General features: G+C 70.1%; 24 protein-coding genes. 10 read left to right on the top strand and 14 right to left on the bottom strand.

What is annotated here, in order from left to right; genetic code table 11:
• Together VF139_19195 and VF139_19190 are read right to left on the bottom strand one after the other, a co-directional pair.
• Nucleotides 1-594: hypothetical protein (locus tag VF139_19195; protein HEX6853531.1), on the bottom strand; the 594-nt coding region annotated here is incomplete at its 3' end.
• On the bottom strand, nucleotides 584-1,441 hold the full coding sequence (locus VF139_19190; GenBank protein HEX6853530.1) for an MqnA/MqnD/SBP family protein: 858 nt from the start codon (nucleotides 1,439-1,441) through the stop codon (nucleotides 584-586). The genes VF139_19195 and VF139_19190, both read right to left, overlap by 11 nt.
• Before the next feature lie 60 nt (nucleotides 1,442-1,501).
• Here VF139_19190 and VF139_19185 point away from each other — a divergent pair, with 60 nt between their 5' ends.
• The gene (locus VF139_19185) at nucleotides 1,502-2,674 is read left to right on the top strand and encodes an amidohydrolase (GenBank protein HEX6853529.1); all 1,173 of its coding nucleotides are present in this window, start codon (nucleotides 1,502-1,504) and stop codon (nucleotides 2,672-2,674) included.
• Here VF139_19185 and VF139_19180 read toward each other — a convergent pair.
• From VF139_19180 to groES, 3 genes are read right to left on the bottom strand one after another with little or no spacing between them, the layout of a single operon-like run.
• Nucleotides 2,630-3,565 (bottom strand): DMT family transporter, encoded by a 936-nt coding sequence (locus VF139_19180; protein ID HEX6853528.1) that lies wholly within the window; start codon nucleotides 3,563-3,565, stop codon nucleotides 2,630-2,632. The two genes, VF139_19185 and VF139_19180, sit on opposite strands and share 45 nt — an antisense overlap.
• 26 nt (nucleotides 3,566-3,591) lie before the next feature.
• Nucleotides 3,592-5,235: a chaperonin GroEL gene (gene groL, locus VF139_19175; GenBank protein ID HEX6853527.1), complete on the bottom strand. Its 1,644-nt coding sequence runs from the start codon at nucleotides 5,233-5,235 to the stop codon at nucleotides 3,592-3,594.
• 18 nt (nucleotides 5,236-5,253) lie between these two features.
• Complete coding sequence (gene groES, locus VF139_19170; GenBank protein HEX6853526.1) at nucleotides 5,254-5,541, bottom strand: co-chaperone GroES; 288 nt, start codon at nucleotides 5,539-5,541, stop codon at nucleotides 5,254-5,256.
• Between the two features lie 158 nt (nucleotides 5,542-5,699).
• On the opposite strand from groES, the gene VF139_19165 reads away from it, so the two are divergent.
• A complete protein-coding gene (locus VF139_19165; GenBank protein HEX6853525.1) occupies nucleotides 5,700-7,505 on the top strand; it encodes an AAA family ATPase in 1,806 nt (601 codons plus the stop codon).
• Nucleotides 7,502-8,179 (top strand): hypothetical protein, encoded by a 678-nt coding sequence (locus tag VF139_19160; protein ID HEX6853524.1) that lies wholly within the window; start codon nucleotides 7,502-7,504, stop codon nucleotides 8,177-8,179. Before VF139_19165 ends, VF139_19160 begins: the two co-directional genes overlap by 4 nt.
• 1 nt (nucleotide 8,180) lies before the next feature.
• On the opposite strand, the gene VF139_19155 is transcribed toward VF139_19160, so the two are convergent.
• Entirely contained in the window at nucleotides 8,181-9,803 is a 1,623-nt protein-coding gene (locus tag VF139_19155; protein ID HEX6853523.1) for a S41 family peptidase, read from the bottom strand.
• Between the two features lie 191 nt (nucleotides 9,804-9,994).
• On the opposite strand from VF139_19155, the gene tatB reads away from it, so the two are divergent.
• From tatB to VF139_19135, 4 genes are read left to right on the top strand one after another with little or no spacing between them, the layout of a single operon-like run.
• A complete protein-coding gene (gene tatB / locus VF139_19150) occupies nucleotides 9,995-10,366 on the top strand; it encodes a Sec-independent protein translocase protein TatB (protein HEX6853522.1) in 372 nt (123 codons plus the stop codon).
• Nucleotides 10,347-11,090, top strand: coding sequence for a twin-arginine translocase subunit TatC (gene tatC, locus VF139_19145; GenBank protein HEX6853521.1), 744 nt, complete (start codon nucleotides 10,347-10,349; stop codon nucleotides 11,088-11,090). Before tatB ends, tatC begins: the two co-directional genes overlap by 20 nt.
• Nucleotides 11,060-11,875, top strand: a complete 816-nt coding sequence (locus tag VF139_19140) for a lipopolysaccharide kinase InaA family protein (GenBank protein ID HEX6853520.1) — start codon at nucleotides 11,060-11,062, stop codon at nucleotides 11,873-11,875. Before tatC ends, VF139_19140 begins: the two co-directional genes overlap by 31 nt.
• Before the next feature lie 2 nt (nucleotides 11,876-11,877).
• Entirely contained in the window at nucleotides 11,878-12,198 is a 321-nt protein-coding gene (locus VF139_19135) for a hypothetical protein (protein HEX6853519.1), read from the top strand.
• On the opposite strand, the gene VF139_19130 is transcribed toward VF139_19135, so the two are convergent.
• Nucleotides 12,188-13,264: a glycosyltransferase family 9 protein gene (locus tag VF139_19130; GenBank protein HEX6853518.1), complete on the bottom strand. Its 1,077-nt coding sequence runs from the start codon at nucleotides 13,262-13,264 to the stop codon at nucleotides 12,188-12,190. The two genes, VF139_19135 and VF139_19130, sit on opposite strands and share 11 nt — an antisense overlap.
• Nucleotides 13,265-13,311: 47 nt before the next feature.
• Between VF139_19130 and VF139_19125 the strand changes: the two genes are divergently transcribed.
• Nucleotides 13,312-13,488, top strand: a complete 177-nt coding sequence (locus tag VF139_19125; protein HEX6853517.1) for a Trm112 family protein — start codon at nucleotides 13,312-13,314, stop codon at nucleotides 13,486-13,488.
• 104 nt (nucleotides 13,489-13,592) lie between these two features.
• A complete protein-coding gene (locus VF139_19120) occupies nucleotides 13,593-16,214 on the top strand; it encodes a DUF4388 domain-containing protein (GenBank protein ID HEX6853516.1) in 2,622 nt (873 codons plus the stop codon).
• Here the strand turns inward: VF139_19120 and VF139_19115 are convergent, their stop codons facing one another.
• Genes VF139_19115 through kdsB form a run of 7 tightly spaced genes read right to left on the bottom strand, consistent with a single transcriptional unit; the run spans nucleotide 16,215 to nucleotide 21,823 of the window.
• Nucleotides 16,215-16,673 (bottom strand): LapA family protein, encoded by a 459-nt coding sequence (locus VF139_19115; GenBank protein HEX6853515.1) that lies wholly within the window; start codon nucleotides 16,671-16,673, stop codon nucleotides 16,215-16,217. It lies immediately after the preceding gene.
• A 5-nt stretch (nucleotides 16,674-16,678) separates the two neighbouring features.
• Entirely contained in the window at nucleotides 16,679-17,218 is a 540-nt protein-coding gene (locus VF139_19110) for an HAD hydrolase family protein (protein ID HEX6853514.1), read from the bottom strand.
• A complete protein-coding gene (locus tag VF139_19105; protein ID HEX6853513.1) occupies nucleotides 17,218-18,177 on the bottom strand; it encodes a KpsF/GutQ family sugar-phosphate isomerase in 960 nt (319 codons plus the stop codon). Before VF139_19105 ends, VF139_19110 begins: the two co-directional genes overlap by 1 nt.
• Nucleotides 18,178-18,200: 23 nt before the next feature.
• Nucleotides 18,201-18,605, bottom strand: coding sequence for a hypothetical protein (locus tag VF139_19100; protein HEX6853512.1), 405 nt, complete (start codon nucleotides 18,603-18,605; stop codon nucleotides 18,201-18,203).
• Complete coding sequence (gene kdsA, locus VF139_19095; GenBank protein ID HEX6853511.1) at nucleotides 18,602-19,426, bottom strand: 3-deoxy-8-phosphooctulonate synthase; 825 nt, start codon at nucleotides 19,424-19,426, stop codon at nucleotides 18,602-18,604. Before kdsA ends, VF139_19100 begins: the two co-directional genes overlap by 4 nt.
• Complete coding sequence (locus tag VF139_19090; GenBank protein ID HEX6853510.1) at nucleotides 19,404-21,077, bottom strand: CTP synthase; 1,674 nt, start codon at nucleotides 21,075-21,077, stop codon at nucleotides 19,404-19,406. The genes kdsA and VF139_19090 overlap by 23 nt, the downstream gene beginning before the upstream one ends.
• Nucleotides 21,074-21,823, bottom strand: coding sequence for a 3-deoxy-manno-octulosonate cytidylyltransferase (kdsB, locus tag VF139_19085; protein ID HEX6853509.1), 750 nt, complete (start codon nucleotides 21,821-21,823; stop codon nucleotides 21,074-21,076). Before kdsB ends, VF139_19090 begins: the two co-directional genes overlap by 4 nt.
• Nucleotides 21,824-21,942: 119 nt before the next feature.
• On the opposite strand from kdsB, the gene pepT reads away from it, so the two are divergent.
• A complete protein-coding gene (pepT, locus tag VF139_19080; protein HEX6853508.1) occupies nucleotides 21,943-23,181 on the top strand; it encodes a peptidase T in 1,239 nt (412 codons plus the stop codon).
• The last annotated feature ends 106 nt before the right edge of the window (nucleotides 23,182-23,287 follow it).

Here is a 23,287-nt window from a genome sequence, read left to right as displayed (position 1 = left end):
GCTCACGTGGTCGCGGAGTCCCGCCTCGAGGGGGTTCCAGTCCTCGGTCAGCTCGCGACCCGGCGCGGGGTAGCCCAGGCGCACGCGCCAGGCCTCGAGCTCCTCCGCATCGATCGTCGGGCCCAGCGCGTCCAGCGCCGGTCGGTCGGCGGCGGCGCAGACGATCGAGCGCCCTTGCGACGTGAACCCGTCCTGCCCGAGGACGACGACCTTCACCCCCGCGAGCGTCCCCTCGACGACGCCCCACGGCCCCGGATCGGGAAGACCGGGAATGGCGCCGCCGAGCATCGCGAGCTGGGCGGTCGAAGCGGTCGCGTCGGAAAGCCCGGTCCGTTCCGCGAAGGTGTACTTCTTCAGGTGAGCGAGGACGCGTTCGCCGGCGCCGGGGCCGCCGCACAACCAGACGTCCTGTTCGGCCGCGCGATGCACGAACAGGCGCTCGATGATCCGCCCCTTGGCGCTCGTGACGACCGTCGGCGCGCCGGTCCCGATCGCCAGGTCCTTCAGGTCCTGCGTGCTCAGGCGGTGGAGGAGGCCCAGAAGATCGGGCCCGCTCGCGCGAAGGCGCGTGAATCCCGTGAGGTCAGCGAGCATCGGCGTCGACGAAGACGAGCTCCCGTAGCGGCGGGACGAAGCCACGCTCGGCTCCCTCGGCGAGGAAGCGGCGGATCGCCTCGCGCCCGCGGGGGCCGTAGTCCAGGGTGAGCTCGTTGACGTACATGCCGACGAAGCGATCGGCCATGCCGGAATCGAGGCCGCGGCCGAAGTCCAGCGCGTACGCGAGCGCCTCCGCGCGGTGCTCGAGTCCGTAGGCGATCGAGCGCTTGAGAACCCTCGTGAGCGCCCGGACCGTGTCGTCCCCGAGATCCCTGCGGACGGCGTTCCCGCCGAGCGGGAGCGGCAGGCCGCCGGTGCGCTCCCCCCACCACACGCCCAGGTCGACGATCTTGTGGAGCCCCTGGCTCGCGTAGGTGAGCTGCCCCTCGTGGATCACGAGGCCGAGGTCGGCGTCGCCGTGGGCGACGTGGTCGAGAATCTGGTCGAAGGGGACGACTTCGTACTTGAAGTCCGGGCCGAGGTAGAGCTTCAGGGCGAGAAAGGCCGAGGTCAACGTTCCAGGAATCGCGATCGTCTTCGTCGCGAGGAGTCTGGGATCGGCCGCGAGCGCCTCGCGGGCGACGAGCATCGGGCCGTACCCGTCGCCCATGGACGCGCCGCAGGGCATCAACGCGTAGCGGTCGGCGAGGTGCGCGTAGGCGTGGATGCTGACGGCGGAGACTTCGAGCTCCCCCTTCATCGCGCGACGGTTGAGGCTCTCGATGTCCTCGAGGACCTGCTCGATCGTGAACCCCTCCAGGTCGACCCGCTCTTTGGCGATGCCGTAGAACATGAAGGCGTCGTCGGGATCGGGGCTGTGTCCGACGCGGGCGAAACGACTCAAGGGGGACTCCTTCCGGGGAAACCGTTGCAAGGGGCGGGGATTATAGGAAACACTCCCGTCATGAGCGACACCCTGCGCCAGGCGGTCGAATCCCTCACCCCCGAGATCGTGGCCTGGAGGCGCGATTTCCACCGTCACCCCGAGCTCGGCTTCGAGGAGGTCCGGACGTCCGGGATCGTCGCCGAGCGCCTCCGGAGCCTCGGCCTGGATTCGGTCCGCACGGGAGTCGGAAGGACCGGGGTGGTGGGGATCCTCAAGGCGGCGAAAGCGGAAGGAAAGCCGGTCCTGCTCCGTGCGGACATGGACGCTCTTCCCGTGCAGGAGGAACCCGGACGCGAGTACGGCTCGACCGTACCCGGGACGATGCACGCGTGCGGGCACGACGGGCACACCGCGATGCTCCTCGGGGCGGCGACCGTCCTCTCCGGATGGCGGCAGGCCCTGAAGCGCGACGTCGTCTTCTGCTTCCAGCCCGCCGAGGAAGGGCAGGGCGGGGCTGAGGCGATGATCCGCGAGGGGTTCCTGACCGAGCTCGGCGTGGGGGAGGCCTACGGCCTGCACCTGTGGTCGCTCTTTCCGGTCGGGACGATCCAGGTGCGCCCCGGCCCGGTGATGGCGGCGCAGGACGAGTTCGAGGTGACGTTCCACGGTCGCGGCGGGCACGGGGCCGCCCCGCATGTCTGCATCGACCCGGTGCTGGCCGCGGCGCAGGGCCTCGTCGCCCTGCAGTCGGTCGTGTCGCGCTCGGTCAGCCCCTTCGAGCCGGCGGTCGTGTCGGTCGGCGCCCTGCACGGGGGGACGGCCCCCAACGTGATCCCCGACGACGCCACGATGCGCGGGACCCTCCGGTCGTTCTCCGAGGCGACCCGCGAGATCCTGCGGCGGCGGGTGCGGGAGGTTCTCGGGGGGATCGCCACCGCGTCCGGGTGCCGTCTCGAGTTCGTGCTGAAGCCGGGGTTCCCCGCGGTCGTCAACCACGCCGCGTCGGTCGACAAGGTCGTCGCCTCGGCCCGCGGGGTCGTCGGACCCGAGCGGGTCGTGACGATGGAGCCGATGGCCGCGGCGGAGGACTTCGCCTATTTCCTGCGCGAGGTTCCCGGGGCGTTCGTCTTCGTCGGGGCGGGGAACGAGGCGCGGGGGATCACCGCTCCCCACCACTCGCCGCGCTTCGACATCGACGAGACGGCGCTACCTCGCGGGGTCGAGCTGCTCTGCCGGCTGGCCCTGGGCTGACCGCCGGGTCGCGAAGGCGACCGCCGCGAAGATCAGCGCCGCTCCGACGAGGGTCGTGGTGGTCACGCGCTCCCCGAGGAAAACCGCGGAGAGGACTCCCGCGATGACCGGCTGCAGGTAGACCCAGAGCGCGACCATCGACGACTCGGCGCGTGCGAGCGCCCAGTAGATCAGGAAATAGGCCGCCACGGTCGGGAGCAGGACGATGAACGCGCCGGTCCACCAGGCGGTCGGCGAGACCGAGGCGAAGTCGAGCGCCGCGAGGTCGCGCCAGCCGTACAGGCCGATCCCCGCGCTCCCGAAGAGCAGGAGCAGCGCCGTCGCGCCGACGGCGTCCACGCGCTGGAGGATGCGCTTGGAGATCACGAGGAAGAGGGCGTACGACAGGCCGTTGACGAGGGTGAGGAGATCCCCGACGAGGGTCTGCGAGGAGAACGACGCGCGGTCGGGACGGACGACGAGCATGACCCCGGTGAAGGCGAGGGCCAGCGACCACCCCTTCGCCGCCGTGAAGGCCTCGCGGCCGAGCACGATCGCGAAGGCGAGGGTCCCGACGGGGATCATCGTGTTGAGGATCGCCGAGTGCGTCGCCGTCGTGCGGGACAGCCCCTCGATGAAGCAGATCTGGTTGATCACGACGCCGAAGACGGCGTAAAGGGCGAGCTCGCCGATCTCCCGGCGTCCGCGCGGGAGCTTCCCCGTCCACGCGGCCCACGCGAGCAGGATCGCGGCGGAAGCGGCGACCCGGATCGTCGCCCACGCGGGGGGAGGGATCTCGCGCAGCACGACCTTCGCGGCGAGGTAGTGGACTCCGAAGAAGACCTGGACGGCGACGAGGGCCGCGTAAAGAGAAAGGCCCGGCTCCTTGCGGAGCCGGGCCCTTATGTCCAACGGGACCTCGGGCGCCCCGTGCGGGATCAGAAGTCTCCGCCCATGCCGCCGCCCATGCCGCCCGGCATGCCCTGCGCGGCCTTCTTCTCCTCGGGGATCTCGTTGATCACCGCCTCGGTCGTGAGCATGAGCCCCGCGATCGAAGCCGCGTTCTGGAGCGCCGAGCGCACGACCTTCGTCGGGTCGATGATGCCCGCGTCGATCATGTCGACGAACTTCTCGTTCTGCGCGTCGAAGCCCTTGGCGCCCTCGAGCTCCTTGACCTGGTTGACGATCACCGAGCCCTCGTAGCCGGCGTTGTTCGCGATCTGACGAACCGGCTCCTCGAGGGCGCGCTTGACGATGCGGACGCCCACGCCGATGTCCTCGTTCTTCTCCTTCTTCAGGAGGTCGTCGAGGCTCTTGATCCCGCGGATGAGGGCGACGCCGCCTCCGGGGACGATCCCCTCCTCGACGGCGGCCTTGGTGGCGTGCATCGCGTCCTCGACGCGCGCCTTCTTCTCCTTCATCTCGGACTCGGTCGCGGCTCCCACCTTGATCACCGCGACGCCGCCGACGAGCTTGGCGAGGCGCTCCTGGAGCTTCTCGCGGTCGTAGTCGGAGGTGGTCTCGTCGATCTGGGTGCGGATCTGCTTGACGCGGCCCTCGATCGCCTTCGCCTTGCCGGCGCCCTCGACGATCGTGGTGTTTTCCTTGTCGATCACGAGCTTCTTGGCGCGGCCGAGGTCCTCGAGCTTGACGTTCTCGAGACGGATGCCGAGGTCCTCGGTGATGCACTTGCCGCCGGTGAGGATCGCGATGTCCTCGAGCATCGCCTTGCGGCGATCGCCGAAGCCGGGGGCCTTGACGGCCGCGGCGTGCAGCGTGCCGCGGAGCTTGTTGACGACGAGGGTGGCCAGCGCCTCGCCCTCGATGTCCTCGGCGATGATCAGCAGGGGCTTGCCGGACTTGGCGACCTGCTCGAGCACGGGGAGGAGGTCCTTCATCGAGGAGATCTTCTTCTCGTTGATGAGGATGTAGGCGTCCTCGAGGGTGACTTCCATCCGCTCGGGGTCGGTGATGAAGTACGGGGAGAGGTACCCGCGATCGAACTGCATCCCCTCGACCACCTCGAGGGAGGTCTCGAGGCCCTTGGCCTCCTCGACCGTGATGACGCCGTCCTTGCCGACCTTCTCCATCGCCTGCGCGATGATCTCGCCGATCGACGAGTCGTTGTTCGCCGAGATCGTGCCGACCTGCGCGATCGCCTTGCCGGCGATCGGGCGCGACAGCTTCTTGATATCGGCGGTGACAGACTCGACGGCCTTGTCGATGCCGCGCTTGATGTCCATCGGGTTCGATCCGGCCGTGACGGCCTTCACGCCCTCGCGGAAGATCGCCTGGGCGAGCACCGTCGCGGTCGTCGTGCCGTCGCCGGCGACGTCGGAGGTCTTGGAGGCGACCTCACGGACGAGCTGGGCGCCCATGTTCTCGCGGGCGTCCTCCAGCTCGATCTCCTTGGCGACGGAAACGCCGTCCTTGGTGGACAGCGGGGAGCCGAACTTCTTCTCGAGGACCACGTTCCGGCCCTTGGGGCCGAGGGTGATCTTCACGGCGTCGGCGAGCTTGTTGACGCCGCGGAGCATCGCGTGACGGGCGTCTTCGGCGTAGGTGATGTTCTTGGCAGCCATGGTTTTCTCCGTCCTCCCTTACTCGATGATCCCGAGGATCTCGTCCTCGCGGAGGATCACCATCTCGTCGTCGTCGATCTTGATCTCGGTTCCGGCGTACTTCCCGAAGAGGACGCGGTCGCCCGACTTGACCTCGAGGGGGGTGCGCTTGCCTTCCTTGTTGAGGGCCCCGGCGCCCACCGCGATCACCTTGCCCTCCATCGGCTTTTCCTTCGCCGTGTCGGGGATGATGATCCCGCCGCGCTTCTGTTCCTTCTCCTCGACGCGCTTCACGAGAATGCGGTCGTAGAGCGGCTTCAGCTTCATGTGCGTAACCTCCTGATTCGTCTAAGTCCTTGCATAAAGGACGCTTATGCCGTTCATCTGGCACTCGCTCACCGCGAGTGCTGACACTCTAGGATTCGCCCCGAGGGGTGTCAAGGTGACCCGTTCGACTTTCCGTCGGATCAGGCAATATTTCAGGCATGGAACGGATCGAAGGGATCGACGACAAGAACCTGGAGGCCCGGCTGCGCGAGGCGGCCCGGACGGCCTCTCCCGACCGGCCCGTCGACGAGCTCGAGCTGCGTCACCTCATGCGCGTGGTGACGGCGTGTTCGCTGCTGCGGACCGACGTGTACTCCGAAGACAGGATCGCCCGCATCATGACCCCCGACCGGACGCTCCTCCCGTCCCTCGTGGGGCGCCTCATCGAGGAGGAACGACGGGGGGACGGCGAGGTCCTCTACCGGGTGCGCCGGCTCCCCGAGGACGTGCGTCGCGTCGGCGACAAGGCGCTGTTCGACGCGGGCCTGCTCGGGCTCCGGCAGGTGCACGGCATCGACCTCGCCGAGCTCGGCGCGCGCGCCTACCTCGCCGCGAGCGAGACGTTGCGCCTGCTCGCCGAGGATCGGCGGCTGCGCGAGTTCTTCCGCCAGAACAAGCTCCTCGTGCTTCCCGTCGAGGACGAGGTCGCGTTCCTGCGCCAGTGCTCGGACCGATTCCCGCAACACGCGGGGATCCTCCGACACCTCCAGGCCCCGGTGGAGGAAGCGGAGGGATCGCAGGAGCTCAGGGGCTCCATCGCCGTCCTCGGCGCGGTCGAGGACGCCTACCTCGAGGCGGCGCGCGGGGACGAGCCCGAATCCGCGGCGCTCGATCGCCACGAGCTGATCAGCGCGTACGAGCGGATGGTGCTCTTCTCCGCGCTGGACGTGGATCGGATCCGCACCGCCCTCGACGCCACGGTCGTCGACCAGCCCCGTGCCGTCCAGGCGCTCTGCGACGAGCTCGGTCTGTTCGCGTCGGGAACGCGCGACCTCCGCAAGCCCCCGGCGTTCTTCCTCGTCGGTCCCACCGGCGTCGGCAAGAACCACCTCGTGGAAAGCCTGGTCCGCCTGCTGGAGGGGTTGTGGCAGATCGAGGTCCCGATGCTGACCCTCGAGGGCCCGAACTTCACCTATCCCTCGGACATCCACGAGCTGCGGGGAGCCACGCGCGGCTTCATCCGCTCCGACGAGGAGGGGATCCTCGCCGTCTTCCACGAGAAGGCATGCCGCGCGCCGGTCTCCGTGATCCTCGTGGACGAGGTCGAGAAGGCCCACCCGCATCTGCGGACCTTCTTCCTCGGCATCCTCGACCGCGGCACGGTCACCGACAACCGCGGACGCGTGCTGAACTTCTCCAACTCCATCGTCTTCTTCACGTCGAACCTCGGGTACAGCGAGCAGCAGCAGCGGGGCGCGCCCATCGGGTTCGGGGACGACGAGGCGCGCGAGGGGCTCGCCGGTCGCGAGGTCGCGCAGGACCTGCGTCGTGCGCTCAGCCCGGAGTTCGTCAACCGCGTGAGGATGATCCACTTCGACAGGCTGTCGCGCTCGAGCGCCTCGCGGATCCTCGACCTCGAGCTCGACCGGATCGCCCGGCGCTGGAGCGAGGTGCATGGATTGAGGCTGGCGCTCGATCCGTCCGCCCGCGAGGAGCTGCTCCGTCGGGGCTTCTCTCCGCTTTTCGGGGCGCGGCACCTCGCGGCGGTCCTCGAGAACGTGTGCAACGTGGAGATCGCCCGGAAGATCCGCCGGGACGATCGGCGCGGCTCGGGCGATCGGGACGCGCTCGTGCGCTGGCTGCGCGAGCTCCGCCAGGGGCCGGGGACGTTCGACGCGGACGAAGTGCGGCGCCGCGTGCACGGGATGGTCCGAGCCGACGTGGGATACGACGGGCTGCGGATCGTCTGGAACGGCGCCGCGTTCGAATACGTCGCGGAGACCGCGGGAGAAGCCGGCGCATGAGCGGCGCCCCGCTCCTTCGCGTCGTCCAGGGGCTGCTGGAGCGCACGTACGGGCGCACCACGTCGGTCGGGGACGTCGCCCGGTTCGTGATCGGAGATGCGGGGTACCGGCGCCTTTACTCCGGCGCCGAAGTCCGGACGGTGGCCGGCGACGGCGACCAGGGCGCCCGGACTCTCGTCCGGGAGACCGACGACGGCGTCCGGGCGTCGATCTACTATCCGGACGCGCTGATCTCGATCCTCGAGTCGCACCCCCCGCAGCACGGGGTGGGGGAGGAGAACGTCGACGCCTTCGGAGCGCTCGTCGAGGAGGTGGACCACCTCCTCCTGATCGCCGAGCGGGTCGAGGCCCACCGGCCGTTCACGCTGCTCGAGCTCGAGTTCCACGCGAACGTGAGCAAGGAGCTGGTGCTGGCCCGCTTCCTCGCGGGACGGCGACCGCGACTGGAGCGCCGGGAGCGGCTCTGGCTGCGCTGGCACCTGTTCCACAAGGCCGATTGGGAGCACCACGCCCCCGAGGTGCGAAGCCGGTATCACGACGCGGCGCGGTTCGGGCTGCGGTTCCTCGAGCGGCTCGAGGGGAGGTCCACCGCCGAGCGTCTGCGCACGCTCCGGCGGTTCCACGCGTCGGGGCTCGACGGCAAGCTCGCGATGGCCCGCGGAACGGCGCCCTAGTCTAGGACGCGGGGCGGTTCTGCGCCGACTGGCGCTCCTTCTCGCGGCGGCTCTCCTCGCCGGCTGCCGACAGGCGCGCCGCCTCGTCGAACACGCCGAGCGCCTTGCGCACGACCGGATCCGACTGCGCGAAGATCAGCGATTCGGCCTCGGGGCCCCACTTGACGCGCGCGACCTGGGCGCGCAGGCGCAGCCCGATGAGGTCCTTCGCCGACTCGAACGCCGCCTCCTCGTATTCGAACTTCCGGGACCGGATGAAGTCCCGGAACTCCTGGAGGACGCGGTCGTCCGCGGCGAACGTGCGCGCGAGCTCGGGGTTCTTCGCGGCGAACCGAACCGAGAAGTCGAAGAAGAGGTTCTCGCGGAGCATGCGGGACAGGAGGATCGGCGCCTTCTCCTGCTTCACGATGTAGTCGGGGGTGATCCCGCCTCCGCCGTACACCGGGCGACCGGAGTCGGTCTGCCGGACCTCGCGGTCGGTGGGCTCGGGCGCGGGCTGCGGTTCCTCGCCGTCCTCGGCGAACTCGGGGTCGAAGTAGTCGTCGAGGTCGGAGTAGTCGCGCTGGATCAGCCGCCCGGAGGGCGTGTAGTACTTCGCCGTCGTCAGCGCGAGGGCGCCACCGTCCCGGAGCGGGATGACGCGCTGCACGAGCCCCTTGCCGAACGTCGTCTCGCCGATGACGAGGCCCCGATCGTGATCCTGGATCGCTCCGGAGACGATTTCGCTCGCGGATGCGGAACTGTGGTCGACGAGGACCACGAGCGGCGCTTCGATGCGGGGAGCGCCCTTCGACGCCAGGTAGTCCTGGTCGGAGCCGGCGATCCTCCCGCGCGTGTAGACGACCATCTTGCCGGCGGGGACGAAGCGCTCGGAGACGGCGACCGCCTGCTCGAGGAGTCCTCCCGGATTCGCGCGGAGGTCGAGGATGAGACGCTCCATTCCCTGGGCGCGGAGTTTCGAGACCGCCTGGTCGAGCTCGGTGGCGGTGGTGCTCGTGAAGTTCGAGATGCGCACCAGGCCCACGCCGCCGTCGACCATGAACGCCACGGGGATGCTGTGGGTCGGGATCTCGTCGCGCACGAGCGTGACGTCGAACGACGTGGCCTCACCCGGCCGCTGGATCGAGATCGTGACCTTCGTCCCCCGGTCCCCCTTGAGCCGGCGCACCGCCTGCTGGACGGTCAGGCCGATCGTGTCGTCCCCCTCGATCTTCGCGATGATGTCGCCGGCCTGGAGCCCCGCCTTCTGGGCGGGGGTTCCGTCGATCGGGGCGATGATCGTGAGGGGCTTGTCGGGTCCGCGCTTGGTGATCTGGATGCCGAGCCCGTAGAACTTGCCGCGCTGCTCGTCGCGCATTTCGGTGTAGTTCTCGGGATCGAGGTAATTGCTGTGAGGGTCGAGGGTCCGGAGCATCCCCTGGATCGAGTTGCCGACCAGCGCCTCCGCGTCCCCCTTCCCGACGTAGTTGTCCTCCACGAGGGCGAGGATGCGGCCGAAGTTCCGCAGCGGGTTCTGTGCCTTGTCGGACTGCGCGTTCACGCCTCCGAACAGCCCTCCCGCGAGAGCGCCGCCGCCGAGGAAGAGCACGCCGAGAAGGACGCCGCGACGGAAGCTGGGGCTCAATGGGCACCTCTTGGTGGAAGTCGTTCAAAAGTATAAGAGGAGGTCGCATCGCCGACCACCGGTTTTGCAGCGGGCGCGTGCCTTTCCCGCCCCGGAGGTCGCCTTGACACCCCCCGGAGCGGAGGGTAGCCTGCGGCGCTTCCGGAAGTTCGGCGTTTTCCGGCCGGCTCTCGCCGGTCCCGGCGGGTTCGATGTTCGGACTGGGCGGCTCCGAGGTCCTACTCATCTTCGTGCTGGCCCTGCTCGTCTTCGGGCCGCGCAAGCTCCCGGAGATCGGCAGGACGATCGGCAGGACCCTCGCCGAGTTCCGCAAGGCGACCCAGGACTTCCGCGTGAGCCTCGAGCGCGAGGTCGATCTCGAGGAGGTCAAGAACACCCGCCGCGAGATCGAGCAGGCGACGACCTTCGAGCCGCCCCAGGGTCCGCGCCCCGCATCGGACAACGTCCCGACCGCGAGAACTCCCACGACGTTCGCGGAGCTCGCCGCCGCTCAGCGCGCCTCGGAGGCCGAGGCCCCTCCGCCCGAGCCCTCCCCCGTCGAAGATGAGCGAACCCGAAGCTAAGCCCCAGGGCGCGATGTCGTTCCTGGAGCACCTCGACGAGCTGCGGTCGAGGCTGTTCAAGGCCGCCGTCGCCTACGTGATCCTGTTCATGGCCGCCTGGGCCTTCTCGGACAAGATCCTCGACTTCCTGATGCAGCCGATGCGCAACAGCCTGTTCGCCGGCGGCGACATCATCTTCGTGCAGGTCACCGAGCCCTTCTTCGTCTTCATGAAGGCGTCGGCCCTCGCGGCGCTGTTCGTCGCGGCGCCTTTCCTGCTCTACCAGGTCTGGGCGTTCGTCGCGCCCGGGCTCTACAAGAACGAGCGCTGGCTCGCGGCCGCCTTCATTTTCTTCGGCACGGTGTTCTTCGCGGCCGGGGGTGCGTTCGGCTTCTACGTCGCCGTGCCGTTGTCGGTGCAGTGGCTCGTGGGGCTGGGCACGAGCTTCAAGGCGCAGCTGACCCTCGCGTCCGCCTTCTCGTTCCTGAGCCGGGTGGTGATCGGCATGGGCGCGGTCTTCGAGCTCCCGATCGTCATCGTCTTCCTGGCGCGCGTGGGGCTCGTGACCCCGCGCAGCCTCATGAAGTACTTCCGGCACGCGGTCATCGCGATCGCGATCATCGCCGCGGTGATCACCCCCACAGGGGATGCCCTCACGATGTCGGTGTTCGCCGTGCCGATGATCCTCCTCTACCTGCTCGGCGTGGGTGTGGCGTGGCTCGTCGCGAAGAAGAAGGACTCCTGACGGAGCGGTTCGAGCGTCGGGACCTCGGCGGGACGAGCCTCTGGGCGCGCCGTGACCTGATGCCGGCCGCGCTGGCCGCGGGGCTGGCGGGCGCCGACGGCTGGGAGCCGCGCCTGGACCGAAGCTCGGGAGGTCGGGGTCCGACGGGGCTTCTGGAGCTCGGCACGTCCGGGCCGAGAGCGCGCCTCAAGCGGCTTCGCCGCGGGGGACTCGCCGGACCGATCTGGCGCGACCGGTTTCTCGGCCGCTCGAGGATCCTGTCCAACCTGACCGGGCCTCTCGAGGCGCGTCGCCGCGGGATCCCGACCCCGGAGCCGCTGCTCCTGCTCGCGATCCCGGGCCCGCCGGGGCTCTGGCGCGGATGGCTCGCGACCGAGGACCTTCCCGACGCCGTGCCCCTCGAGCGCTGGCTCGGAACCCCCGAGGAGCCGGCGATCGTGCGCGAGGCGATGCGGATCGTGCGGAGGATGCACGACGCCGGCATCGAGCACCGCGACCTCAACCTCGGGAACCTCCTCGTCCGTCCGTCTTCGGGAGGGCACGACGTCGTGATCCTCGACCTCGACGACGCGCGGATCCACGCGGGGGCGCTCGGCTTCGCCGCGCGGCGCCGCGCCCTGTGCCGGCTGGAGCGCTCGACCGCCAAACGGACGGGACGCCCGTCGTTCGACGGCTGGTACGTCGCCTACGCGGCGGACGACCTCGAACTCGCCGCGAGGCTGGCGTCGGGGCGGGTGATCGATAGGATGTGGATCGCCGTGCACCGCCTCACGTGGAAGGGCTGAGCATGTCCGACGATCGACTCGACGCGCTGCGCGCCATGGTGGCGAAGTTCCCGGAGGACCCGCGTCCCCGGTTCTTCGTCGCGCACGAGCTCGTGAAGGCGGGGGCGTTCGCCGAGGCCGTCGAGCACTACCGCGCCTATCTGCTCCTCGAGAAGGGGGACGTCGGTGCGGCGTGGCGCGAGCTCGGCCGGTGCCTCGAGCGCACCGGCGAGCCGCAACAGGCCGCCGACGCCTACCGACGAGGGATCGCCTCGGCGCGGGAGAACGGCCACGCCGGCCTCGCCTCCGAAATCGAGATGCTCCTCGACGAGCTCACTCGCTGAGCGCGCGGGCGGTGGCCTGGAGGAGCGCGTCGACGGCGACCTCGACGTCGGCGGCGACGATCCCGGCGAACCCTCCCGACTCGCGGTCGAGGCGCCGGATCCCCGTGTAGACCCGGCCCGGCGGCGCGACCACGCGGTGCTCGCTCCCCCAGGGAGCGTTCACGACCGGATCGGTCGGGCCGTAGATCCCCACGACCGGGCAGAGAACGGCGCAGGCGAGGTGCAGCGGTCCGCTGTCCCCGCCGACGAAAAGGCGCGCCCCGGCGAGCAGCGCCGCCAGCTCGAAGATCGACGTCGCGGGCGCGAGCCCCGCGCCCGCCCCCGCCGCGACGGCCCGTGCGTCGTCGATCTCGCCGGGCCCGTGCACCACGATCGGCCGGACCCCGGCCGTCGACAGCCGCGTCGCGGCCGCCTGGAGGAGCGGCCGGGGCGGCTTCTTGTACGCCTGGGATGCGCTCGCGCCGGGGTTGAGGATCGCGTAGCCGTTCGGGAGCGCCCCCAGCTCCCGGACGATCTCCCGAGCCCGCCGCTCCGCCGATGCCGGGATCTCGATCCCGGCGGACGGGAGCGGGGATGCGGGAACCCCGAGCGCCCGAACGAGGTCGAGGTTGCGGTCGATCCGCGATCGCCGCCTTTCCCCCGCCGGCACGCGGTGTGTCGTGAGCCAGCGGTTCCCTTCCTTCTGCTGGTGTCCCTCGTGCCCGAGCCGGACCGGCGCACCCGACAGCCGTCCGACCAGTCCGCTCCGGAGGTTCCCGTGGAAGTCGAGGACGAGCGAGGGGCGCACCGCGCGGAGGGCGCGGACGAACGCCACCCAGGCACCGACGGAGGGGGAGCGACGCGGGAGGGGGATCACCCCGTCGAGGTCCGGGTGCCCTTCGACGATCCCCGCCCACCGGTCGTCGCAGACCCAGTGGAATGCCGCATCGGGCAACGCGAATCGCGCCAGCCGCATCGCCGGGAGGGCGCGGAGAATGTCCCCGAACGCGCCGAGACGGAGCACGAGCACACGCAGCCCGGCCCCGTGGTCGGCGAGCCCCCGGTGGATCTCGGCCGGAAACTCCATCACCCCGCAGTATACGGACCGCGCTAGGATGCGGGTCGGAGGCTCCCATGTCCGTTGATTCGAGGCTGCTCGAGATCCTCGTCTGCCCCGCGTGCCACGCGAAGGTCCGGCCGACCGAGGGGTCCGCGGGGCTCGCCTGCGAGGGCTGCGGCAGGGTCTACCCGATCCGGGACGGGATCCCGGTCATGCTCGTGGAAGAGGCCTCCGCACCCACCCGGCGATGAACTTCCCATCCGGTTCTTGACGCCGGGGAGCGGGGCATTAAGTTTAGCGGCGTTTGCGGACCTTTCCGGATGCACCGGTGCCGGGTCCGCGCGAGGCGGCGAGCATGCACGGTTCCACGTCGCAGGAGTCGGTCCGGGTGACGACCGGCCGTCTGGAAGGCATCAGCGTTCCCGACCTCTTCTGGTCGTTGTGCCGCTCCCGGTCCACGGGAGTCCTGCACCTCACCTCGAAGGGGAACACCAAGCGGGTCTACTTCCAGGAAGGTCGGATCATCTTCGCGGCGTCCACCGACCCCAACGACCGCCTCGGCGAGATGCTCCTCCGTGAGGGCGTGATCCGCCTCGATCACCTCGAGCGGGCGATCGCCCGGCTCCCCGAGGGGAAACGACTCGGGACGATCCTCGTCGAGGCGGGACACCTGAGCCCCGATCATCTGGTCAAGGGCGTCCTTCGGCAGGTTCGGGCGATCGTGCTGAGCCTGTTCCCGTGGGAGGAGGGGGAGCACACCTTCGTGGAGGGACCGCTCCCGACCGACGAGGTCGTCACCCTCGGCATGAACACCGGCGACCTCCTCATCCAGGGGATCCGCTCGGTCCGTTCCTTCTCGCGGATCCGGCGAAGCGTCGGATCGCCGCGCACCCGCTATCGCGCGACCGAATCCTGGCGGGACGCCGCCGACGGCCTGCAATTGTCGGAAGGGGAACGCCAGCTCCTCACGCGACTGGACGGCGCCCCCGAGCCCGTCTCGAAACTGTGCGAGGAGGTCTACCTCTCGAACTTCGAGATCTACCAGGCGCTGTGGGCCTTCAAGGTCCTGGGTCTGATCCAGGAGGCCGAGGCCGTCCCCGACGCCCCGTCGACCTTCGGGGTCGAGGGAAGGCTCGACGCGGACGGGCTCGCGGGTCTATTCGTTCGGCTCGGCCGCGCCGCCGAGACCGGGGTCCTCTTCGTGACCCGAGGATCGGTCGAGCGCACGTTCCACCTGCGCGAGGGGCGTTGCGTCTTCGCAACCAGCAACAGCATCGACGACGGCCTGATCGCCTATCTGCTCCGGCGCGGCGTAATCTCGTTGCGCGACCGCGAGGAAACGGCGCGTCGGCTGCTGTCGAACAAGCGGGTGGGGACGATCCTCCAGGAGATGGGGGTGATTCAGGCGGACGAGCTCGATCGCCTGGTGCGCGAGCACCTTCTCGAGATCGTCTGGGATACGTTCCGCTGGCCGGAAGGGGAGTGGCTGTTCGCCTCCGGGGAGCTTCCGTCCTTCGAATCGATCACGATGGACCGGTCGCTCGAGGATCTGATCCTCCAGGGTCTTCGCGGCGTCTCGTCGTGGCCGCGAATCAAGGAAGGGTGCGGTGGACTCGGCTCGCGGCTCGAGCTGACGCCCGGGTACCTCGGCGTCCTCGACCGCATGACGGTTTCCGCGGAGGACTGGGAGCTCGTCACGAGCCTGCGGTCGCCGCGGTCGCCCCTCGAGCTCTGCCGGGAGCATCCCCTCGGGGACTACCGGGTCTGCCAGACGTTGTGGGCCCTGCGGCTGCTCGGCGCGGTCGCGGAAGCGCCGCTCGACGAGGCCATCGACATGGCCTTCGGCGGCGCGCCGGCCGCCCCCGCGGAGTCGTCCGAACCTCCCGCTCCGGTCGAGCCGGCGCCGATCGCTCCGGCCCAGGTGGCGGACGAGGCGTTCGAGGTCACCCGCATCGACGAGATCACTCCTTCGGTCACCGCCGGCGACGGCGCGATCGCCCCCTCGGAGTGGTCGGAGCCGACCGAGGAGCGCACGGACGGTCCGCACGCGTGGAAGCCGTCCGAAGACGTGGGCGCGGTCGAGATCTCCGGCGACGCCGACGGCGCGGAGATCGTGAACGAGGCCTGGCGCCTCGCGACCCCCGAGGCGGAGAGCTGGGGCCGACCCGAGCCCGAGCCCGAAACCCCTCCGGAACCCGCGGCCGGGGACGGGCCGCACTTCGAGATGGCGACCCCGGGGACGGGCGTCGCGAGCCCCTACCCGGAAGCGGAGGACCTTTCACCCGCCCGCGATTTCGAGCTCGACCTTCCGGCCACCCGTCTCGAGGCGTTCGAGGCCGAGCCCGAGGCCGTCGCCGAGCCGGTGCCGGCACCCGAGCCGGAACCGGAGCCGCTCCCGGAGCCTGAGGCGGAATCGGAAGTCTCCGGAGCCCCGCTCGCCTCGCTCGGGGCGCTCGACTCCCCGGACACGGACCGCACGATGATCATCCCCCGCGAGCAGGTCGAGGCGCTCTTCGCCACCGACATGCCGATCGTCGAGCCGCCGGTTGCGGCCGCGCCCGTGCCCGCGCCGGTCGACGAGAGCCACCCGGAGCCGGAACCCGAACCCGGAGCGGAGGCGGAGCTTCCCGCGTGGGAGCCCCCGGTCGGGATCGACGACGAGATCGCCCGGTTCAACGCCCGGCACAAGATCGTCTTCGGGGAGATCCGCAAGGAGATCGGCGCCGGGGCGGTGAACTTCGTGAAGTCGTGCCGCGCCTCGCTCGGCACGCGCGCGGGGCAGCTGTTCGTTGCGGCCGAGCTCCAGGGCGACGGCAGCTACGAACCCGGGAGTCTGCGTCGTTCGGTGATCGACGTCCGCATGGAGGACGCGCCGGACGCCTTCCGCGGTCTCATCGACCAGGAGCTCACGCGACTGGCGATCGCGATCGGCGAGAAGCGCCTCGCGGCGCTGCGGGAACGGCTCGAGAAGGCCTAGTCAGACCGCCCGGCCCCCGGAATAGGCGTCGTCCCCCGGATCCCGCTCGTTCCAGTCCCCCGACTCGGGCTCGTAGACCGGACGGCTGGGGGGGCTCGACTCGACCTCGGCCGGCTCGGCCGATTCGGCGGGGGCACGCGTTCCCGCCAGCGCGTCGGGCTCGGGGCGCGGCGGCCCCAGGGGTTGGGTCCGCGCGTAGTTGAGCTCGCTCTCCAGGCGGGCGACCTCCCTTTCGAGGCGTCGGTTGGCGATCCGAAGGGCGGTTCCCTCCACCAGCGCAACCAGGCCCACGCAGGTCGCGCCGAACAGCGCCGCGACGATGACGACCGCGAAGAGGCGGACGTCGGGATGGGTCGTCTCGAAGATCGTGATCGGCACGCGGGTCTCGAAATTCGTCAGGGCGAAGCCGAGCAGGCCGATGAAGACCACGAGCAGCACGAGGCTCACGACGAGGCGCATCGCGTTCAGTCCCTCCCGTGATAGGCGGCGGTGATCCGCTCCCAGGTGCCCTGCGCGCGCAGGACGAGCTCGACGAAGTCGCGCACCGCCCCGCGTCCGCCCGGAGACGGCGTCACCCAGTGCGCGGCCGCGCGGGCTTCGGCGTCGGCGTCGGCGGGTGCCGCCGCGAAGCCGGACAGGCGCATCGCGGGGAGATCGACGAGGTCGTCGCCGACGAAGGCGACCTCGTCGAGGGCGACGTTCTGCCGCGCCGCCAGCTCGCGCAGGGTCGCGCCCTTGTCGTGGATCCCCTGGAGGCACTCGACGAAGCCGAGCTCCCGCGCGCGTGCGTCCACCACCTTCGACGTCCGACCGGAGATCACCGCGAAACGCAGCCCCGCGCGCTGGCCGATCTTCACGGCGAGACCGTCGCGCGAGAAGAAGTTCCGCGACTCGTTGCCGTCGGCGAACACGGTGATCCTCCCGTCGGTCATGACGCCGTCGGCGTCGAGCACGACGAGGCGGACCCGGCGCGCCCGGCCGTCGACCTCGGACGAGGCGGTCATCAGAACAGCTCCGTGCGCCACAGGTCGTGGATCTGGATCACGCCGAGCAGCGTCCTCCGGCCGTCGACCACGGGAATCGAGGTGATCTTCTTCTCCTCGAGGACCCGAAGCGCCTCGCCGGCGAGGGCGTCGGGGCCGATCGTCGTCGGCGTCGTGACCATCGCCTCGGCGACGCTCCCCTCGAGCGGCCGCTCGACCTTGAGGACGCGGCGCCGAAGGTCGCCGTCGGTGAGGATGCCGACGAGGCGCCCCGCGCCGTCGACGACGCAGGTCATCCCCAGGCGCTTGGCCGACATCTCCCGGACCGCGTCGGCGATCGGCGCGTCCGCGGGGACCTTCGGGAGGTCGTCCCCCCGGTGCATGAGGCTCGACACCTCGAGGGCGCGGCGGGCGAGCAGCCCGCCGGGGTGGCGCTCGGCGAACTCGCGTCGGGACATTCCCCGACGCTCGTAGCAGGCGACCGCGAGCGCGTCGCCCATCGCGAGGGCCGCGGTCGTGGAGGCGGTCGGCACGAGGTCGAGCGGACACGCCTCGCGGTCGACCGACACGTCGAGGTGGACGTCGGCGTGGCGCGCGAGCGTCGACTCCGGCGCGCCGCTCACGGCGAGGATCTGCGCGCCCAGGCGCCGGATCACCTCGAGCAGGCGGACGATCTCCTCGGTCTCGCCCGAGTTCGACAGGGCGAACACGACGTCCCCGGTCACGATCATGCCGAGGTCGCCGTGGATCGCCTCCGCGGGGTGCATGAAGTAGGCGGGGATCCCGGTGGAGGAAAAGGTGGCCGCGATCTTCTGCGCGATGATCCCGGACTTCCCCATGCCGGTGACGATCACGCGCCCCCGGCACCCCAGCAGCAGCTCCACCGCGCGGTCGAACTCGTCTCCGAGGCGGCCCGCCAGCCGGGACACGGCCTCCGCTTCGATCGAGAGCACGCGGCGGGCGACGTCGAGGGACGACACGGGACCTCCGGCGCGGGATGCTATCACCGCGGAGGGGCCGACTCGCTGAGTCCCTCCGACCCCGGGGGCGGGCGAACCGGCCATGCGATGCCGGGTCCGCCGATGGCGACCACCCTCCAGGCGCCGTCCTCGCCGCGGGCGACGTGAAGGGAGTAGCGCCCGCGCGCTCCGCCGCCCAGCGACCCCTCGACGTCCACCGCGACGCCGCCGCCCGGGAGCGCCGCGGTTCCGACGACCCTGGGATCCGCGGCCTCGCCGAGCATGCGGAGCGCGCGCCGCGCGTCCGCCGACGCGCCGTCCTGCAGGAACGCGGCCGAGCCCGGGGAGAATGCGGCGAGCGCGGTCGCCTCCGGCGTCGCGGGAGCGGGGGCGGGGCGCCGGCAGGCGGCGGCGAGGGCGAGGATCGCCGCCGCCGCGGCCCGCCTCACGGTCGGCGGCCCGCGGCGTCGATCGCGAGCAGGGTGTCGAGCAGGGCGGGGAATTCGGCGAGGGCGAGCATGTTGGGCCCGTCGCAGGGGGCGTGGTCCGGGTCGTCGTGCACTTCGAAGAACAACGCATCCACCCCCACGGCGACCGCGGCGCGGGCGAGGGTCGCGACGAACTCCCGCTCTCCGCCCGAGGCGCCCCCCAGACCTCCGGGAAGCTGGACGGCGTGGGTGGCGTCGAAGCAGACCGGCGCGCCCAGCGCGCGCATGCGCGCGATCGAACGGAAGTCCACCACGAGGTTGTTGTAGCCGAAGGTCGTGCCCCGCTCGGTGAGCATCACGTTCTCGTTCCCGGTCGAGCGCACCTTGTCGAGGATGTGCCGTGCGTCCTGAGGGGCGAGGAACTGCCCCTTCTTCACGTTGACGCAGCGGCCGGTCCTCCCGGCCGCGACGAGGAGGTCGGTCTGACGGCAGAGGAATGCGGGGACCTGGACGAGGTCGAGCAAGCGGCCGGCGGGCTCCGCGTGCGCGCTCTCGTGGATGTCGGAGGTCACCGGGAGTCCGGTCTCCGCCTTGACCCGCGCGAGGACGCGCAGACCCTCGACCAGGCCGGGCCCCCGAAACGCGTCGACCGAGGTCCGGTTGGCCTTGTCGTACGACGCCTTGAAGACGAGCGGGACTCCACGGGGGCGGCAGATCTCCGCCAGGGCGCGGGCGAGCTTCAACGCGTGCGCCTCGCTCTCGACCACGTCGGGGCCCGCGAGGAGGACGAGCGGGCGCCCTCCGCCGGCCTCGATGCCCTCAGCGACGCGGATCGGTCGCAAGGGCGTCCTGCGCCTGGTAGCTCGCGCCGCTGCGGCGTGCCTGGCGGTTCCGGTAGGAGGCGGCGACGAAGTCCCGGAAGAGAGGGTGCGGGTCGAGGGGGCGCGACTTGTATTCGGGGTGGAACTGGCAGGCCAGGAACCACGGGTGGTCGTGCCGCTCGACGATCTCGACGAACTTCCCGTCCGGCGAGAGGCCGGTCACGGCGAGGCCGGCGCCCTCGATCGCGGCGCGGAACTCCTGGTTGACCTCGTAACGGTGGCGATGGCGGTCCGAGGCACGGTCCGTCCCGTAGGCCGCGCGAGCCAGCGAGCCGGAGGCGAGGTCGGCGGGGTAGGCGCCCAGGCGCATCGTGCCGCCCAGGGCGTCGACGCCGAGCAGGTCGCGCAGCTTGTAGATCACCTTGTGCGGCGTCCCCTCGTTGAATTCGGTCGAGTCGGCGCCCTGAAGGCCGCAGAGGTTTCTCGCGCACTCGATCACCGCGCACTGGAGGCCGAGGCAGATCCCGAAGAACGGGACCTTGCGCTCCCGCGAGAAGCGGATCGCCTCGATCATCCCGGCGACCCCGCGAACGCCGAACCCGCCCGGCACGAGGATGCCGTCGACCCGCGTGAGCTCGGCCTCGAGCTTGCCGTTGACCATGTCCTCCGCCTCGATCCAGCGGAGGTTCACCTTGACGTTGTTGGCGACGCCCCCGTGCAGGAGCGCCTCGCGCAGGGACTTGTAGGAGTCCTCGTAGGCGACGTATTTGCCGACGATCCCGATCGTCACCTCGTCGAGCGGGTGGCGGATCCGGTGGACGAGGTCCTCCCAGTCCTTCAGCTGCTTCTTCCGGTACGGAAGGTCGAGCAGCTTCATGATGATCTCGTCGATCCCCTCGGCGGAGAGGGCGAGGGGCACGTCGTAGATCGTGTCCACGTCGCGCGCGGTGATCACCGCATCCTCGGAGACGTTGCAGAACAGCGCCATCTTGCGCTTGAGCTCCTGCGGGACCGCCCGGTCGCAGCGGCACATGAGGATGTCCGGCTGGATCCCGATCGCGAGCAGATCCCGCACCGAGTGCTGGGTCGGCTTGGTCTTCAGCTCCCCGGAGGCGGCGATCCAGGGGACGAGCGTGAGGTGGATGAAGATCGCGTTCGGGCGCCCCACGTCGAGGCGGAACTGCCGGATCGCCTCGAGGAAGGGGAGCGACTCGATGTCGCCGACGGTCCCGCCGATCTCGACGATCTGCACGTCGACGCCGTCGGAGACCTTGAGGATCGACTCCTTGATCTCGTCGGTGATGTGCGGGATCACCTGTACCGTCGCGCCGAGGTAGTCGCCGCGCCGTTCCTTCTCGATGACGCGCGAGTAGATCTTGCCGGTGGTGAAGTTGGTGTTGCGGTCGCACGTCATCGACGTGAAACGCTCGTAGTGGCCCAGGTCGAGGTCGGTTTCCGTGCCGTCGTCGGTGACGAAGACCTCCCCGTGCTGGAACGGGCTCATCGTGCCGGGGTCGACGTTGATGTAAGGGTCGAGCTTCTGGAGGGCGACGCGGAACCCGCGTCCTTCGAGGATCCTCCCGATCGACGCGGCGGCGAGCCCCTTTCCGAGCGACGAGACGACGCCGCCGGTCACGAAGATGTACTTGGCCTGGCGCTTGCCCCGATTCATCGTCCGGCCTCCTCGAGTTGGGAGAGTCGGGCCTGGGCCCGAGCCAAATCTTCCGGTGTGTCCACGGCGATCGAACGAAAATCCGAAGGCAGGACGGCGATCGAGTACCCGGCCTGCAGGGCGCGCAGCTGCTCGAGGCTCTCCGCGCGCTCGAGCGGCGAAGGGGGGAGCGCCGTGATCTCGAACAACGCGTCCTGGCGGTAGGCGTAAATCCCCTGGTGCTTGCGCCAGAGTTCGAGCGTCGCCGCCCCGGAACGGTCGTAGGGGATCGGGGAGCGCGAGAAGTAGAGCGCCTTCCCGTCGAGGGCGCATACGACCTTGACCGCGTTGGGGTCGTGAAGCGACGCGGCGTCGTCGAACGGCTCCCACAGCGTCGCCATCGAGAGGGCGGGGTCGGCCTCGAGCGCCTCCACGAGGCGGTCGAGGCAGCTCCCCGTGACGAACGGCTCGTCGCCCTGGATGTTGAGGACGACGTCCCACGGGCCCGTGCGCCTCGCGACCTCGGCCACGCGGTCGGAACCGGAGGGATGGGCGGGGTCGGTGCGCATCGCCTCGCCGCCGAAGCGCGCGCACCCCTCGACGATGCGGGCGTCCTCGGTCGCGACGATCAGTCGCGTGATGCGCGCGCTCGCTCGCGCCCCGAGCCAGACGTGCTCGATCATCGTTCGGCTTCCGAGGGGAGCGAGGGGCTTGCCGGGGAACCGGGTCGAGGCGTATCGGGCCGGGATGACGCCCAGGACTCGCATCAGGCAACGCTCTCGCGTCGCCGGCGGGTGTCAACGACCGCGGCGACGACGCATCCTAGCGCAGCGTCACGCGCGAGTTCAAGCGGCTTCGGCTACGATGCGCGGCCGGAGGTGCGTTGATGAAGACGAGCGTGGTGGACCGGTTCCTGAGGTACGTGAAGTACGACACGCAGTCCGACGAGAACTCGGAGACCTACCCGTCGACGGAAAAGCAGCTCGTGCTGCTCCGGGACCTCGTGGGCGAGCTGAAGGCGATCGGCCTGTCGGACGCGACGATCGACGAGCACGGGTACGTCTTCGCCACGATTCCCGCGACCTCGAAGAAGCCGAACGTGCCGGTGATCGGGCTGATCGCCCACGTGGACACCTCCCCGGAGAATCCCGGCGTCGACGTGAAGCCGATCGTGCACGCGAGGTGGGACGGCGGCGACATCCGCTTTCCCGACGATCCCGAGCTCGTGCTGCGGCCCGCCGACAATCCCGCAATGAAAGAGCAGGTCGGCAACGACATCATCACCGCCTCCGGCACGACGCTGCTCGGCGCGGACAACAAGGCCGGGGTCGCGGAGATCGTCGCCGCCGCGGAGTACCTGGTCGCGCACCCGGAGATTCCGCACGGCACGATCCGCGTCGGCTTCACCCCCGACGAAGAGGTCGGCAACGGCACGAAGTTCTTCGACGTCGCGAAGTTCGGCGCCCGCTACGCGTACACGATGGACGGCGAGACCCTCGGCGAGATCGAGATGGAGACCTTCTCGGCCGACGCGATGACCGTGACGTTCCAGGGCTTCAACACCCATCCCGGCTACGCCAAGGGGAAGATGATCAACGCGATCAAGGTCGCGGCCGACTTCATCGCGCGGCTTCCGAAGGACGGCCTCTCCCCCGAGACGACCGAGGGGTACGAAGGGTACGTGCACCCCTACGTCGTGAACGCCGCGGTCGAGCGGACCTCGGTGAAGCTGCTCCTGCGCGACTTCCAGACGCCGGGGCTGAGGGACAAGGAAGCGTTTCTCGAGAAGCTCGCGAACGACACCGTGCGGGACTGGCCCGGCGCGACGGTGACCTGCAAGGTCGACGAGTCCTACCGGAACATGCGCGAGGTCCTCGACCGGTACCCCGAGGTCGTGGAGAACGCGCGCGAGGCGATCCGGCGCACCGGCCTGCCCCTGCGCGAGCACCCGATCCGCGGCGGCACCGACGGCTCGCGTCTGTGCTTCATGGGCCTTCCCACGCCCAACATCTTCGCCGGCGAGCACAACTTCCACTCGCGCCTCGAGTGGGTATCGGCGCAGGACATGGAGAAGGCCGTGGAGGTGATCGTCAACCTCGCGAGGGTCTGGGAAGAGCGCAGCTAGGAATCAGGGACAGCAACCTATTTCGCAACTGGGGACAGTATTTCCCCGAACTCGTAACGTGCGACTCGGATTCGGGGAAATACGGTGACTGTCCCCAGTTGCGAAA

The sequence above is a fragment of the Candidatus Polarisedimenticolaceae bacterium genome (genome assembly GCA_036376135.1).
GTDB lineage: Bacteria > Acidobacteriota > Polarisedimenticolia > Polarisedimenticolales > DASRJG01 > DASVAW01.
This window is presented reverse-complemented; position numbering and strand designations above follow the sequence as displayed.